Origin of the sequence: Phycicoccus sp. DTK01 (assembly GCF_017312765.1) — a bacterium.
Taxonomy (GTDB): domain Bacteria; phylum Actinomycetota; class Actinomycetes; order Actinomycetales; family Dermatophilaceae; genus Phycicoccus; species Phycicoccus jejuensis.
On record NZ_BOPU01000001.1, the window covers coordinates 598,309 to 612,622 of the forward strand.

General features: G+C 74.5%; 15 protein-coding genes and 1 tRNA gene. 8 read left to right on the forward strand and 8 right to left on the reverse strand.

Annotation, left to right across the window (positions count from 1 at the left end):
* Window positions 1-91 precede the first annotated feature (91 nt).
* Complete coding sequence (locus J3473_RS02755; protein WP_207021792.1) at window positions 92-1,558, forward strand: HNH endonuclease signature motif containing protein; 1,467 nt, start codon at window positions 92-94, stop codon at window positions 1,556-1,558.
* On the opposite strand, the gene J3473_RS02760 is transcribed toward J3473_RS02755, so the two are convergent.
* Entirely contained in the window at window positions 1,528-2,538 is a 1,011-nt protein-coding gene (locus tag J3473_RS02760) for a TIGR01777 family oxidoreductase (RefSeq protein WP_207021793.1), read from the reverse strand. The two genes, J3473_RS02755 and J3473_RS02760, sit on opposite strands and share 31 nt — an antisense overlap.
* Before the next feature lie 86 nt (window positions 2,539-2,624).
* Between J3473_RS02760 and J3473_RS02765 the strand changes: the two genes are divergently transcribed.
* Both J3473_RS02765 and J3473_RS02770 read left to right on the forward strand, forming a co-directional pair.
* Window positions 2,625-3,374: a class I SAM-dependent methyltransferase gene (locus tag J3473_RS02765; RefSeq protein WP_207021794.1), complete on the forward strand. Its 750-nt coding sequence runs from the start codon at window positions 2,625-2,627 to the stop codon at window positions 3,372-3,374.
* Between the two features lie 10 nt (window positions 3,375-3,384).
* Entirely contained in the window at window positions 3,385-4,329 is a 945-nt protein-coding gene (locus J3473_RS02770) for an aldo/keto reductase (RefSeq protein ID WP_207021795.1), read from the forward strand.
* A gap of 31 nt (window positions 4,330-4,360) precedes the next feature.
* Here J3473_RS02770 and J3473_RS02775 read toward each other — a convergent pair whose 3' ends face one another.
* On the reverse strand, window positions 4,361-4,684 hold the full coding sequence (locus J3473_RS02775; protein WP_207021796.1) for a primosomal protein: 324 nt from the start codon (window positions 4,682-4,684) through the stop codon (window positions 4,361-4,363).
* Window positions 4,685-4,721: 37 nt separating this feature from the next.
* Here J3473_RS02775 and J3473_RS02780 point away from each other — a divergent pair, with 37 nt between their 5' ends.
* Window positions 4,722-4,919, forward strand: coding sequence for a DUF5703 family protein (locus J3473_RS02780; protein WP_242525646.1), 198 nt, complete (start codon window positions 4,722-4,724; stop codon window positions 4,917-4,919).
* An 18-nt stretch (window positions 4,920-4,937) separates the two neighbouring features.
* Here J3473_RS02780 and J3473_RS02785 read toward each other — a convergent pair whose 3' ends face one another.
* The gene (locus J3473_RS02785) at window positions 4,938-6,260 is read right to left on the reverse strand and encodes a M20/M25/M40 family metallo-hydrolase (RefSeq protein ID WP_207021797.1); all 1,323 of its coding nucleotides are present in this window, start codon (window positions 6,258-6,260) and stop codon (window positions 4,938-4,940) included.
* 114 nt (window positions 6,261-6,374) lie between these two features.
* Here J3473_RS02785 and J3473_RS02790 point away from each other — a divergent pair.
* Window positions 6,375-6,459: transfer RNA gene (locus J3473_RS02790), tRNA-Leu, on the forward strand.
* 77 nt (window positions 6,460-6,536) lie between these two features.
* On the opposite strand, the gene J3473_RS02795 is transcribed toward J3473_RS02790, so the two are convergent.
* Window positions 6,537-8,072 carry a serine/threonine-protein kinase gene (locus J3473_RS02795; protein ID WP_207021798.1) on the reverse strand — a complete coding sequence of 512 codons (1,536 nt, stop codon included), beginning with the start codon at window positions 8,070-8,072 and terminating at the stop codon, window positions 6,537-6,539.
* A 35-nt stretch (window positions 8,073-8,107) separates the two neighbouring features.
* On the opposite strand from J3473_RS02795, the gene J3473_RS02800 reads away from it, so the two are divergent.
* Complete coding sequence (locus J3473_RS02800) at window positions 8,108-8,872, forward strand: HipA family kinase (protein ID WP_207021799.1); 765 nt, start codon at window positions 8,108-8,110, stop codon at window positions 8,870-8,872.
* Window positions 8,869-9,246 (forward strand): DUF3037 domain-containing protein, encoded by a 378-nt coding sequence (locus tag J3473_RS02805; protein ID WP_051750494.1) that lies wholly within the window; start codon window positions 8,869-8,871, stop codon window positions 9,244-9,246. The genes J3473_RS02800 and J3473_RS02805 overlap by 4 nt, the downstream gene beginning before the upstream one ends.
* Before the next feature lie 12 nt (window positions 9,247-9,258).
* Here the strand turns inward: J3473_RS02805 and J3473_RS02810 are convergent, their stop codons facing one another.
* The gene (locus J3473_RS02810; RefSeq protein ID WP_207021800.1) at window positions 9,259-11,523 is read right to left on the reverse strand and encodes an ATP-binding protein; all 2,265 of its coding nucleotides are present in this window, start codon (window positions 11,521-11,523) and stop codon (window positions 9,259-9,261) included.
* On the reverse strand, window positions 11,520-12,143 hold the full coding sequence (locus J3473_RS02815; RefSeq protein ID WP_207021801.1) for a molybdopterin-dependent oxidoreductase: 624 nt from the start codon (window positions 12,141-12,143) through the stop codon (window positions 11,520-11,522). The genes J3473_RS02810 and J3473_RS02815 overlap by 4 nt, the downstream gene beginning before the upstream one ends.
* A 139-nt stretch (window positions 12,144-12,282) precedes the next feature.
* On the opposite strand from J3473_RS02815, the gene J3473_RS02820 reads away from it, so the two are divergent.
* Complete coding sequence (locus J3473_RS02820) at window positions 12,283-12,633, forward strand: Hpt domain-containing protein (protein WP_207021802.1); 351 nt, start codon at window positions 12,283-12,285, stop codon at window positions 12,631-12,633.
* 22 nt (window positions 12,634-12,655) lie between these two features.
* Here J3473_RS02820 and J3473_RS02825 read toward each other — a convergent pair whose 3' ends face one another.
* Together J3473_RS02825 and J3473_RS02830 are read right to left on the reverse strand one after the other, a co-directional pair.
* Window positions 12,656-13,375 carry a response regulator transcription factor gene (locus tag J3473_RS02825; RefSeq protein ID WP_207021803.1) on the reverse strand — a complete coding sequence of 240 codons (720 nt, stop codon included), beginning with the start codon at window positions 13,373-13,375 and terminating at the stop codon, window positions 12,656-12,658.
* 114 nt (window positions 13,376-13,489) lie between these two features.
* Complete coding sequence (locus tag J3473_RS02830) at window positions 13,490-14,314, reverse strand: RNA methyltransferase (protein ID WP_207021804.1); 825 nt, start codon at window positions 14,312-14,314, stop codon at window positions 13,490-13,492.

Consider the following 14,314-nt stretch of genomic DNA (forward strand, 5'->3'; position numbering starts at 1 on the left):
AAGGTTGCGGTGAGGCCGGATCGGGCTGTGGAGAACGAGATGTTTGTCGGTGCCCGCCGGTAGGATGGGGGCACGAGGGGAGGGGGAGCCGATGCCCACCACAGCCGCACCGCAGGACGTGATCGATGCCGTGCGCAGCGCCCGGGAGGCGCTCGCCGCGGTCGGTCCTCCGGCCGCCTCGTCGGGGTCGACCGTGGAGTGGGCGGAGGCGCTCGGCGCCCTGGGCTCGCTGGTCGACGTCGCCACCGCGCGCCAGGACGAGGTGCTCGTGCGCCTCGCCGCCATCGAGCCGATGGTCCTCGACGACGGCGAGCTCGTCGAGACGCACCGGGCGCCCGGGCACGTCTCCCTCGACGCACCCGCCGTGGTCAGCGGCGTCCTCCACCTGTCGCCGCGGGCCGCCGAGTCGCGGGTCCGTGACGCCGTCCGCCGGGCCGCCGACGGACCCGAGGGCAGCCCGTCGTGCACCGGGCTGGGCGGGTTGCACACGGCGATGGCCTCCGGCGCGCTGGACGCCCACCGCGCCCACGTCGTGGCGCGCGAGCTCGAGGAGGCACCGGCCGACGTCGCCCGCACGGTCGTCGACGCCGTCGCACCGTGGTTCGAGCGGGAGGACGCGAGCCGGCTGCGGCGCAGGGTCCGTCGCGTCCTCGCCCGCCTCTCCCCCGACCTGCTCCGGCAGCGAGCGGTCCGCGCGCGTGAGGCCTCCTCGCTGCGGCGCTGGGCCGACGAGCCCGGGGTCGACACCTGGCTCGGCACCTTCCCCTCCGAGGAGGCGTGCACGGCCTGGGCCGCCGTCGACGACCTCGCGCAGCGCTACGTGGCCGACGGCACCTGCGCCACGATCGACCGGGCCCGGGCCAAGGCGCTGACCGACCTCGTCGTCGCCCACGCCTCGGTCGGGGTCCGGGTCGTCATGGCGTCCGCGGCCGTCGCCGACCTCCCGGCCGACGCGCTCGTCGAGGTCGTCGGCCCCGGCGGCCCCGACCCGGTGCTCGTCGAGGCCGGATGGCTCGCCACGGCCGCCTACCGCCCCGGCGCCCGCCTCGCCGCGTTCGTCCGGGACCGGGACCGGCACTGCCGCTTCCCCGGCTGCCCCGTCTCGGCGCGGTTCTGCGACGTCGACCACGTCCGTCCCTGGCCGGCCGGTCCCACCGACGCCGCCAACCTCGTCTGCCTCTGCCGTCGGCACCACCGCGTCAAGCAGCGTCCGGGGTGGCGCGTGACGCTCTCGGCCGACGGCGAGCTCACGTGGCTCGACCCGGCCGGTCGCACCCGGACCACGCGACCACCCGACCCGCCCGGGCTCGTCCTGCGGCGGACCGAAGAGGAGGCTCCGGTGCCATCCTCGACGGCCGCACCCCGTCTGGCCGTCCCCGACGGCCCGCACTCGGCGCTCGAGCACCGGCTCGAGTCCGCCGCCCTGGCCGGTCGACCACGCGACGGCTGCCGGGTCGAGGTGCACCACGTGACGGGGTGGCCACCGGTCGACCTGTCGCCGCACCGGCGCAGCGTCGTCCGACGCGGTCAGGACCCCGGCGCAGCCCCGCCCTTCTGACCGAGGACCGGCACGGGCTCCGTCGCGCCGCGCCCTCGGCGGCGGCTGACCAGGTCTCGGGCCGCCTCGTCCCACGTCGGGTGCTCGAACTCGAAGCCGGCCTCGAGCAGACGTCCGGGCACGACCCGGCGGCTCTTGAGGAGCAGCTCGGTGTCTGTCCGCAGGGCCAGCGCGCCGAGCTCGGCCATCCACGCGGTGGCCGGCAGGCCCGGGCGCCCGCCCCACGCCCGGCGCAGACCGCGCATCAGCTCACGCTGGGTCACCGGGCCGGGGGCCGCGAGGTTGACCGGACCGGCCAGGTCGTCACGCTCCAGGAGCAGGAGCACCGCCCGGACGAAGTCGGCGTCGTGGATCCACGACACGTACTGCCCTCCCCCGGCCACCGGTCCCCCGACTCCCAGGCGGGCCATCCACGACATGACGTCGAAGACCCCGCCCCGGTCCGGGCTCATGACCATCGCGGCGCGCAGGGCCACCCGGCGGGTGTGCGGCAGGTCGGCCTCCTGCTGCGCCGCCTCCCACGCGCGGGCGATGCGGACGCTGTACTCCCAGTAGTCCGGGACCCCCCGCTCGTGGCCGCCGATGACCCCCGTCGCCTCGTCGTGCGCGCCGTCGCGGCGGTCGGCGTAGATCGTCGCGGTGCTCATCTGCAGCCAGACCGGCGGCGGCGCAGCGGCGGCCTCGAGGGCCCGGCCGACGGCGCGCGTCGAGTCGACGCGCGAGTCCATCATCTGCCGCAGGTTCTTCTCCGTGTAGCGGCAGCTGACGGTCCGACCCGCGAGGTTGACCACCGCGTCGGCGCCGTCGAGCTCACGCGCCCACTCCCCCACCGTCCGCCCGTCCCAGACGACGTGCCGCACCCCGCCCTCGAGCTGCTGCGGGCTGCGGCTGAGGACGACGACCTCGTGCCCGCTCGCCAAGAGCGCCCTGCGCAGGATGCCTCCGACCTGACCGGTTCCCCCCGGGATGACGACCTTCACGAGGCCGAGCATAGGTGGGCGCCCCGCGGTCCGCACGAGAGCAAAACCGGTGGCGGGCATCCGGGCAGGACGGCATCGTGGTCCCGATGACGAGCAGCGACCTGTGGGACCGCGCGACGGCGGAACGCTACGACCGGGCGTCGGCCGGGATGTTCGCCCCCGAGGTCCTCGACCCGGCCGTCGACGCGCTGGCTGCCCTCGCCGGGGACGGGCCCGTCCTCGAGCTGGCCGTCGGCACCGGGCGGGTGGCCATCCCTCTCGCCGAGCGGGGCCTCGAGGTGCACGGCATCGAGCTCTCCGAGCCCATGGTGGACGTCCTGCACCGCAAGCTCCCCGGCCTCCCGGTGACCGTCGGTGACATGGCGAGCGCCACGGCGGGCCGGCCCGGGACGTTCTCGCTGGTCCTCCTCGTGTTCAACACCCTCGGCAACCTGCGCACCCAGGACGAGCAGGTCGAGGTCTTCCGCAACGCCGCCCGACACCTGCGGCCCGGAGGACGCTTCGTCGTGGAGATCGGGGTCCCCGCGCTGCGCCGGCTGCCCCCGGGCCAGACGGCCGTCCCGTTCGACGTATCGCCCGACCACGTGGGGTTCGACACCTACGACCCGGCGACGCAGGAGGCCACCTCGCACCACTACACGCGCGAGCCCGACGGCTCGTTCCGGAACGGCGAGCACCACTTCCGCTACGTGTGGCCGTCCGAGTGCGACCTCATGGCGCGCCTCGCCGGGATGGAGCTCGAGCGGCGCAGCGCCGACTGGCGGGGCTCCCCCTTCACCGCGGACAGCGAGGCCCACGTCTCGGTGTGGCGCAGGCCGGTCGACGCGCGCGGGTAGGGTCGCGGCCATGGAGACGCGCCGCCTCGGAGCCACCGGACTCACCGTCTCGCGGCTCGGCCTGGGGACGATGGCGTGGGGCACCCGCACGTCGGCGGAGGACGCCAAGGACCTCCTCACGGCGTTCCGGTCGGCCGGCGGCACCCTCGTCGACACCGCCCACGGCTACGCGGGCGGCGCCGCCGAGGAGCTGCTCGGTGACCTCCTCCGGGGCCCGGACCGCGACGAGGTCGTCCTCGTGACCAAGTCCGGCATCAGCCGGTCCACGGGCCACCGGGTCGTCGACTGCTCCCGCCGCACGATGCTCCACCAGCTCGAGCTGTCGCTGCGCCGCCTGGGCACCGACCACGTCGACGTCTGGCTCGCGCACACCTGGGACGACGAGACCCCGCTCGAGGAGACCGTCGGCGCCCTCGTGCACGCCTGGCAGAGCGGACGGGCCCGCTACGTCGGCGTCTCCAACCACGTCGGCTGGCAGGCCGCCCGCACGATGTCGCTCCTCCAGGACGCCGGCGTCCCGCTGGCCGTCGACTCGGTCGAGTACTCCCTCGTCGAGCGACGTCCCGAGCGCGAGCTCGTCGCCGCGTCGGCCTCGCTCGGGTTCGGCCTCCTGCCCTGGTCGCCGCTCGGCCGCGGGGTCCTCACCGGGCGCTACCGCGCCGGGGTGAGCGCCGACTCGCGGCTGGCCTCGGAGGAGTTCTCGCGGTTCGCCGGACGGCACGTCGGCGACCACACCCGCGGTGTCGTGGACGCGGTGCGCACCGCGGCGGACGGCCTCGGCGTCGCGCCGGCCGTCGTCGCGCTCGCGTGGGTCCGTGACCGGCCGGGAGTCGCCGCGCCCGTCGTCGGGCCGCGCACACCGGGCCAGCTGAGCGTGCTCCTGGCCTCCGAGGGCCTCGACCTGCCGGAGCAGATCGTCGACGCCCTCGACGAGGTCTCGGCCGAGCACGCCTGACCCGCGGCCCGCGGGCGGTGCGGACGAGGGCTCAGTCGTCCTTCTCGTCGTCGTCGTCGTCCTCGTCGTCGAACTCGTCGTCGTCGAGACCGGAGTAGATCCGGGCGCGGTCGCCGTCCTCGTCGTCGTGGTCGTCGAGGTCCTCGTCGTCGTCCCCGGCGTAGACGTCGAGCGGCGTCATCTCGCCGTAGGCGTCGTACAGGGCGCCGTCGTACTCCTCGAAGGCGTCGGCGACGTCCTCGTAGGCGGCGACGACGGTCGGGTCGTCCTCACCGCGCCGGGTGCTCGCGGCCTCCAGGTGCCGCTCGAGAGCGGACACGAGGTGGGCGAGCGCGGCGCGCGGGTCCGAGGCCATGTCCCGAACCGTACCGGTCCTGGCGCAGAATGTGTCGGTGGCCGACTACGAGTACCTCGTCCTGAGCTTCGGGCGCGAGGTGAAGCGCAACGACATCCGCCGCGCCCTGACCGAGCACGCCGAGTACGGGCACTGGGAGCTGGCGACCACCCGCACCTACGTGGGTGGGCTGACCCGCACCTGGCTGCGCCGGAAGATCATCCGCGCGCGCCGCACCTACGACATCGCCGTCTGACGACGCCGCGGGCGCGGCTCAGCAGGTCTCGAGCAGGCGCCCGAGGACGCGCGTGCCGAAGCGCAGCGAGTCCGTCGGCACGCGCTCGTCGATCCCGTGGAACATCGGGGCGAAGTCGAGGTCGGCCGGCAGCCGCAGCGGGGCGAACCCGTAGCCGGTGATGCCGAGCAGCGACAGCGCCTTGTTGTCGGTGCCCCCGGAGAGGCAGTACGGCAGCACCTCGGCGTCCGGGTCCTCGGTGCGCAGCGCGTCGACCATCCGCTCGACGAGCGGCGCGTCGAACGGCGCGTCGAGGGCGATGTCGCGGTGGAGCACCTCGACCTGCACGTGCTCCCCGGCCAGCTCGCGCAGGGTGTCCATGAGCAGGTCCTCGTGCCCGGGCAGGAAGCGGCAGTCGACGTTGGCCGAGGCGTGCTGCGGGATGACGTTGTGCTTGTACCCGGCGGCGAGCATCGTCACGTTGCTCGTGTCCTGGAGGGTGCCGCGCACGAAGCCCTGCGCGCCGCCGAGGTGCTCGAGCAGGTCCTCGAGGTCCTCGTCGGACCAGCCGGTGCCCGTCAGCTCGGACAGCCCGTCGAGGAGCGTGCGCACCGACGGGATGTACTCGCGCGGCCACTTGTGCGCCGCGATCCGGGCGATCGCCTCGGCCAGGCGCACGATCGCGTTCTCGTCGTTGGGCACCGACCCGTGCCCGGCGCGCCCGGTGGCGGTGAGCCGCAGCCAGGCGATGCCCTTCTCGGCCGTCTGCAGCAGGTACGTGCGGCGCTCCTGCCCGTCACGGTCGGTGACCGTGACGCTGTAGCCGCCCACCTCGCTGATCGCCTCCGTGACGCCCTCGAAGACCTCGGGGTGCTGCTCGACCATGAAGTGCGAGCCCTGCACGCCCCCGGCCTCCTCGTCGGCGAAGAAGACGACGACGAGGTCGCGCGGCGGCACGACGCCGCGGCGGGCGATGTCGCGGACCGAGGCCAGCATCATCGCGTCCATGTCCTTCATGTCGACGGCGCCGCGGCCCCAGACGCAGCCGTCGCGCTCCTCCCCCGCGAACGGGTCGACGGACCAGTCCTCGGCGTTCGCGGGCACGACGTCGAGGTGGCCGTGGACGCACAGGGCGCCGCGCTCGCGGTCGGCGCCCGGGATGCGGACCGCCACGGTGACCCGACCGGGCTCGGACTCGTAGGTCTGCGGGTCGAGCCCGACCTCGCGCAGCTGCTCGACGACGTAGGCGGCCGCCTCCGCCTCACCGGGACCGCTCCCGTCGCCGTAGTTGCTCGTGTCGATGCGGATCAGCTCCTGGCAGATCCGGACGACCTCGTCCTCGGGGCGCAGCGTGTCGGTCATGTCCCCCACCCTAGGAGCCTCGGCGCGGCAGGGGCGATTTCGGTTCCGGGCCGGTGACCGTGTAATGTTTCGCGCTGTCGGAAGGCCTCCCCACGGGCCCGAAGAACACCACTCGTCCGGGTGGCGGAATTGGCAGACGCGCTAGCTTGAGGTGCTAGTGCCCGTATAGGGCATGGGGGTTCAAGTCCCCCCTCGGACACAGCAGAGCACGACGACGAAGGCCCCGAACCACTGGTTCGGGGCCTTCGTCGTGGGCGGGGCCGGCGCCCCGTCGGCTCAGCCGCCCGCGTAGGCGTCGGCCGCGTCGAGCACCGCCTGGACGAGGGGGTCGAGCGTGCCCGTGGCGTCGGCCGACACCGAGCCGTCCTCCACCGCCTTCGCGTACTCGTCCGCGAGCTTCTGCGCCTCGTCGGAGACCTTGCGAGCGTCGGCGCCGGACAGCGCCCGCTCCGTGGCCTGGGCGTGCCTCGCGACGTCGCGCGCCACCTTGGCGTCGACGGTGCCGTCCGCGGCGGCCTGCTGCACCGCCTCCTGGAGCGACGCGTAGGCGTCCGTGACCGGCGTGCCGTCGGGCGCGGTGTCGGTCGGCGTGTCGGAGGGGGTCTCGCTCGGGGTGGGCTCGGGCGAGGCCGTCGTCGGCTCCGGCTCGGGCGTGGTCTCGGCCGGTGTCGACTGCTCCGGGGCCGACTGCTGGGCCGACGCGGTGGGCGAGGCGCTCGGCGAGGCGTCGGCGCCCCCGGTGTCGTCCTGCGAGGTGACGAGGTACCAGCCCACGAGGCCGACGACCAGCAGCGCGAGGATCGCGAGCACCCACGGGGTGGACGCGCCGCGCCTCCGCTCCGGCTCGCGCGGCGGCAGACCGGTCGTCGGCGGCGGCGGCGGGGGCAGCGGGGTGCTCGAGAGTCGCTGGGTGCGGTCGGCCCCACCGGCGGGCAGGACCGTCGTCGCGGCTGCGGCGGCCCCCGCGGCCGCGGCGCCACCGGTGGGGGCGCGGCGCGCGTCGACGGCGGCGAGCACGGCGCCCGCGTCGGCGGGTCGGTCGGCGGGGTCCTTGGCGAGCAGCGACGACACGAGGCCGGCCAGCCAGGCCGGGGTGTCGGGGCGCAGGTCGCGCACGTCGGGCACCGGGTCGTGGGTGTGCATCATCATCGTCGCGACCGCCGTGGGGCCCGAGAAGGGCGGCTCACCGGTCAGCAGCGCGAAGGCGAGGCAGCCGAGCGCGTAGAGGTCGGCCCGGCCGTCGACGCGCCCGCCCATCGCCTGCTCCGGCGACAGGTACTCGGCCGTCCCCATGACGGTGTGCGTGGCGGTGAGCGCCTGCTGGGTCGAGGCGTCGCCGAGCTGGGTGATGCCGAAGTCGAGGACCCGCAGCCGGCCGTCCGCGGCCGTGACCACGTTGGCGGGCTTGATGTCACGGTGGACCAGCCCGCGGCCGTGCGCGGCCTGCAGCGCGCCGGCGACCTGGCGGACGACGTCGACGACGTCGTCGACCGCGAACGGGCCCTCCCGCAGCCGCTCGGCGAGGCTCGGCCCGGGCAGCAGCTCCATCACGAGGTACGCGGTGTCGCCCTCGACACCGGTGTCGTGCACCGTGACGACGTGCGGGTGGTTGAGGCCGGCCGTCACGCGGGCCTCGCGCTCGAACCGCACCGCACCGGACTCGTCGGGGACGCGGGTGAGGTCGATCGTCTTGATCGCCACCTGCCGCCCGAGGACGGTGTCGGTGGCGCGCCACACCTCGCCCATCCCGCCCCGCCCGATGGGCGTGTCGAGGACGTAGCGACCGGCCAGCCTGCGCTCCTGCGTGGTCATCCGACCACCCTAAACGGCTGCCGTAGGGTGGTCGGGTGCTCGAGTCAGTGACCGCCGTGCGCTACGTCGCCCCTCTGCGGGAGGGCGGTTCGCTGCCCGGTCTCGTCGAGGCCGACGACCTCGGGACCTACGTCGTCAAGTTCACCGGCGCCGGGCAGGGCCGCAAGGTCCTCGTCGCCGAGGTGCTCGTCGGCGAGGTCGCCCGCCGGGTCGGCATCCCGACCCCGCGCCTGGCCGTCGTCGACCTGCCGAGCGCGATCGCCCGCTACGAGGCCGACGAGGAGGTCCAGGACCTGCTCAACGCCAGCCCGGGCCGCAACCTCGGCGTCGACTTCCTGCCCGGGGCCTTCGGCTACGACGGCTCGCGGCCGCCCAGCGCCGAGGAGGCCGCGGCCATCCTCTGGCTCGACGCCTACACGGCCAACGTCGACCGCACCTGGGCCAACCCCAACCTCCTCGTCTGGCACCGCCGGGCCTGGGCGATCGACCACGGGGCGGCCCTGTGGTTCCACCACTCCTGGCCGAGCCGCCCGCCGGACGTCGGGCGCTTCGTCGCCCAGCCGTTCGACGCGAGCGGCCACGTCCTGGCGCCGGTGGCCGGGTCGGTCCGGGCCGCGCACGAGCGGTTCGCCCCGCTCCTCACCGACGACGTCCTGCGCGAGGTCGTCGACGAGGTGCCGGAGGAGTGGCTCGAGACCACGGCGAGCCTGCCCGACCTTGACGCCGTCCGCGCCGCCTACCGCGAGCACCTCGGGATGCGCCTGGCCGCGCCCTCCGCGTGGCTGGACGGTGCGCCGTGAGCCACGCCTACCAGTACGTGGTCGTGCGCTTCGTGCCGCGCGTCGACCGCGGCGAGTGCCTCAACGTCGGCGTCGTCCTGCACTCCCAGTCGGCGGGCGTGCTGCGCTGCGCCTGGCACCTCGACGAGGACCGCATCCGGGCCTTCGCGCCCGACGCCGACCTCGACGGCCTGCGCGGGGCGCTCGACGCCGTGGGCGGCATGTGCGAGCGGCCCCCGGCGGGCGTGGACGCGACGCTGACGACGCAGGGCAAGCGCTTCGGGTGGCTCAGCGCGCCGCGCTCGACCGTCCTCCAGCCCGGCCCGGTCCACGGTGGGTCCGCCGCTGACCCGGCCGCCGAGGTCGAGCGGCTGCTCGACCGCCTCGTCCGCTGAGCGCCCCGGGCGTCAGCCCGCGCGGACCGGCGCGAGGATCTTCTCGAGGTCGGCCAGCGTGTACGGCTTGCTCAGGTAGTCGTCCATGCCCGCCGCGAGCATCCGCTCCCGGTCCCCCTCGGCGGCGTTGGCCGTCAGGGCGATGATCCGCGGCTGCGGCCCCGGGCGGACGCGCAGCTGCTCCGTCGCACGGACGCCGTCGAGGTTGGGCATGTTGACGTCCATGAGGACGACGTCGTAGCGGTGCGCCGAGAGTGCCTGGAGCGCCTCGATGCCGTCGCCGGCGACGTCGGCCTCGATACCGAGCCGGCGCAGCATGTGGATGGCGACCATCTGGTTGACCGGGTCGTCCTCGGCGAGCAGCAGCCGCAGGTCGTGGGTCTCGTCCTCGACGACGACCACCTCGTCCTCGAGCTCGCCCACGGTGGCGCCGGCGCTGCCGCCGGCGCAGCCGAGCACGGGCAGCGAGAACGTGAACGACGAGCCCTCGCCGACCGTCGACCGCACCTGGATCTCGCCACCGAGCCGCTGGGCGATGCGGGCGCAGATCGCGAGGCCAAGACCGGTGCCGCCGTGGGTGCGCGTCGTCGACGCGTCCCCCTGGGCGAACGCGGTGAAGATCCGCGAGAGCCGGTCCGCGGGGATGCCCATCCCGGTGTCGACCACCTCGAGGACGAGCGTGCCCGGGGCGGTCTCGGCGTCGGGGCGCAGGAGGGGCGCGGCCGCGAGGTAGCTCGCGTGGATCCGCACACCACCGTGCTCGGTGAACTTCAGCCCGTTGCCGACGAGGTTGATGAGCACCTGGCGCAGGCGGACGAGGTCGCTGCAGACGAGCTCGGGGACGTCGGGGTCCACCGACCACCACAGCGACAGTCCCCGCCGCTCGGCCTTCGTCGTGAACATCGTGCAGACGTCCTGGATGAGTGCGCGCACGTCGGTCGAGGTCGACTCCATCTCGAGCTCGCCGCTCTCGAGGGCGCTGAAGTCGAGGATGTCGTTGACGATCGCGAGCAGGTGCCGACCGCTCTGGTGGGCGGTGCTGACGTACGAGCGCTGCTGCTCGTCGAGCGCGGTGTCCTGGAGGAGGTCGGTCAGGCCGATGACCGCGTTGAGCGGCGTGCGGATCTCGTGGCTCATGCTCGCGAGGAAGCGCTGCTTGGCCTCCGCGGACTCCTCCGCCGTCTCCTTGGCCCGGCGCAGGTTCTCCTCGGTGAGGCGACGGTTGGTGATGTCGGTCTCGACGCCGACGAAGCCGGTGACGACCTCGCCGTCGCGGATCGGCGAGACGTCGAGGGACACCCAGTACCTGCTCCCGTCCTTCGCGTAGTTGAGGACCTCGGCGGTGAAGGGCTCCTGACGACGGATCGACTCGCGCATCCGGCGCACCGTCCCGGGGTCGGTGTCGCGCCCCTGGAGGACGCGGCCGGGGCTGCGGCCCTCGACCTCCTCGAGGGTGTAACCGGTGCGCCGCGTGAACGCGTCGTTGACCCACTCGACGTGGCCCTTGGGGTCGGTGACGACGACGAGGTTGTCGGTGGCCTGGACGGCGACCGAGGTCCGCTGGAGCTGGGCGCGCGCCTCGCGCAGGCGGGCGGTCTGCACCAGCTGGGCCCGGCGTGCGGCGTAGAGGACGTAGACCATGCCGGCGACGAGCACGGCGAGCGCGACGAGCGTGAGCACGAGGCCGCCGAGGAGCAGCCGGGTGTCGCTGACCAGCCCGGCGGTCGCGTTGTTGGCGACCGCGGCGTTCTGCTTGCGGACGTTCTCGGCCTCGGAGACGAGGGTGTTGTACTGCCCTTCCAGCTCCTGGATCTCGCTGCTCAGGCGGACGCGGTCGGCCCCGCTCATCGAGGTCGGGTTCGCGACGAGCGCCTGCACCTGCCGGTCCGGACCGTCACGCCACACCTGGGCGAGCTCGCGGGAGCGCGCCAGCAGGCGCGCGTCACCGAGGGTGCGGCCCTGGTAGTCGAGGGTCCCCTCCTGGATCCGCTGGGCGGCGAGCGAGCGGCGCAGCTCGAGGACGTCGGGGTCGACCGGGCCGTCGACGACCGCGTCCTCGAGCCGCAGCAGCTCGCGCTGCGCCTGGCTCAGCGTCCGGACGTTCCCGTCGACGAGGTCCTGGGTCAGCCTGACGTTGGCGCTCAGCTCACGCGTCGCGTTCATCGTCAGGATGCTCAGGCCGACGGTCCCACCGACCGCGAGGACGGCGGGGATGACGAGGGCGACGAGGATGCGGGTCCGGCCCTCCGCGAACTCCCACAGCCCCGAGAGGCTCACCGGACCTCGATCCCCTTCAGTTGCCACGTCCAGCGCGGGTCGTACGTCACGGGGTCGAGGTCGAAGGAGTCGGTCGGGTAGACGATGCGGGTCGGGCCGTAGTGCTCGACGGTCATCCGCCGGCCGTCGGCCGAGGTCGCGAGCATCGTCGGGTAGTCGAAGGCGTCGGAGGCCGGGACGTCGACGGCGTAGTCGTTGAGCGCGAGGGTGTGCAGCGTCGCGCTGTCCTCGGCGCCGACGTAGTCGAGCAGCGAGCGCAGGAGGACGCCGCGGAAGGTCACGCGGTGGCCCTCGGCCTGCTTGTCGTCCACGGAGTACTCGACGAGGCCGAGGCGCTCGATCGTCGGCAGGTCCAGGCGCACCTCCGTGCCCTGGCTGGTCTTGCCCGTGATGGTGAGGACGACCTTCTCGGTGGGCCGGGGCACCGGGTCGCCCGGGCGCAGGCTGGGCTGGGTCACGACAGTGTAGCCCTGGTGCTCGGGGGCGGCCGAGGTGGTCGTGGAGGTGGCGGCCCTCGTGGCGCCCGCGGCGGCGGGCGAGGCGCAGCCGGCGAGCGGCAGCACGGCGAGGGTCGCGAGGGCGGCGGCGGCGGCGAGCGCGCGCGAGGGCGTGGTGGTCATGGTGACGACGATGACGGGCGAATTTCCATTGTCGGCGACTGTCATCTCAAGATCGCCTCAAGGTCGTCCGCGCCGTCGTACCGTGCCTCCGCGAGGCGTGGTTCCTAGGATGGGCCGCCGAGACCCCGGGAGGACGACCATGGACGACACCCAGCCGGCGACGGGCGGCTACCGGCCGAGCGACCTCGTCGAGCAGATGGGCGACGAGGGCGTCGCGGCCGACATCGCGCAGGTCTACCTCCAGGAGCTGCCGGCGCGCGTCGCGGCGCTCGAGGCGGCCCGCGGGGGCCTGCGCGAGGACACCGTGCGGGTCGCGCACACGCTGAAGTCGGCGAGCGCCCTCCTCGGGCTCACCGAGCTCTCGGAGGTCTGCCGCGAGATGGAGCACACGGCCCGCGACGGGGGCTCCGTCACCGGGCTCGTCGGCGCGATGACCGCCCGCGCCGCCGAGGCGGAGCAGGCGGTGCGCGGCTGGCTCGCCTCCCGCTGACACGGCTGCGGTCCCGCAGGGCTCAGCCGACGGCGGCAGCGGTCGACGCGCTGGGCTCGGCCGGCTCGAACCGGTAGCCGTAGCCCCGCACCGTGCGGATGTGCCCGCCCTCGCCGGCGCTCTCCCCCAGCTTGCGGCGCAGGTTGCCCAGGTGGACGGAGATGACGTGGTCGTCCCCGACCCAGTTCGGACCCCAGACGGCGGCCATCAGCTGGTCGCGGCTGAAGGTGCGGCGCGGAGCACCGCTCAGGGCCTCGAGGATGTCGTACTCGGTGCGCGTGAGGTCGACGACCTCGCCGTGCAGGCGCACCTCGCGCGCCTCGGGGTCGAGGGTGAGCGGACCGAAGCGGCGCAGGTCGGTCTCGGCGACGTGGACGCGGGGGCGCCGACGCATCGCCCGGATGCGGGCGGACAGCTCGCGTGGCGAGAACGGCTTGGTCACGTAGTCGTCCGCGCCGATCGTCAGGCCGAGGACCCGGTCGAACTCGTCGGAGCGGCCGGTCACCATGACGACGTAGCAGTCGGAGAACTCGCGGATGCGGCGGCACACCTCGAGGCCGTCCATCTGGGGCAGCGAGATGTCGAGGAGGACGACCTCGGGGTCGTGGCGGCGTGCGGCCTCGACGCCGGCGGCGCCGTCGTCGGCCTGCACGACCCGGAAGCCCTCGGACTCCAGGAGCGACGCCGCGACGCGGGCGAACTCCGGCGAGTCCTCGACGACGAGTGCGGTGGGTCGGCTCATGGGTCTCCTCGGCTCTCTCTCCCCAGTGCCGACCACGCTAGCCGCGGCCGGGACCGCCTGTCCGGCACGACGGACGCGCCGCCGCGGATTCGGTCCGGACGGCCGATGCCGTGATCACCCCTCCGGCGGAGCCGGGGCGCGCAGGGCCCAGGCGGCGACGGCGCCGGCCGCGGCGACGTTGAGCGAGTCCACTCCCCCGGCCATCGGGATGCGCACGACGGTGTCGACCCCGGCGAGGGTGCGCCGGGCCAGCCCGTCGCCCTCGGTGCCGAGGACGAGCGCGAGCCGCTCGGGCGGGTCGGCCGCCAGCTCGTCGAGCCCGACGGAGTCCTCGGTCAGGGCGAGGGCGGCGACGTGGAAGCCGAGCCCGTGCAGCTGCTCGATACCGCCCGGCCACGGGTCGATGCGCGTCCACGGCACCTGGAAGACGGTGCCCATCGACACGCGGATGGCCCGGCGGTAGAGCGGGTCGGCGCAGCGCGGGGTGACGAGCACGGCGTCGACGCCGAGCGCGGCCGCCGAGCGGAAGACGGCGCCGACGTTGGTGTGGTCGACGACGTCCTCGAGCACGAGGACCCGCCGGGCGGCCTCGAGGACCTCGGCGAGCGACGGCAGCACGGGGCGGTGCATCGCCGCGAGCGCGCCGCGGTGCAGGTGGAAGCCGGTCAGGCGCTCGATGACGTCGTGGGCGCCGACGAACACCGGCACGCCGTCGGCCTCGGCGTCGGCGACGACGTCCGCGAGGTCGGTGAGCCAGCGCTCGGCCATGAGGTAGGAGCGCGGCCGGTGCCCGGCGGCGAGGGCCCGCCGGATGACCTTCTCGGACTCCGCGACGTACAGCCCGCCCTCGGGCTCCAGGCGGCGTCGCAGGGCGACGTCGGTCAGCGCGACGTAGTCGGCGAGGCGGGGGTCGGCGGGGTCGGAGACGGTCGTCGGCAC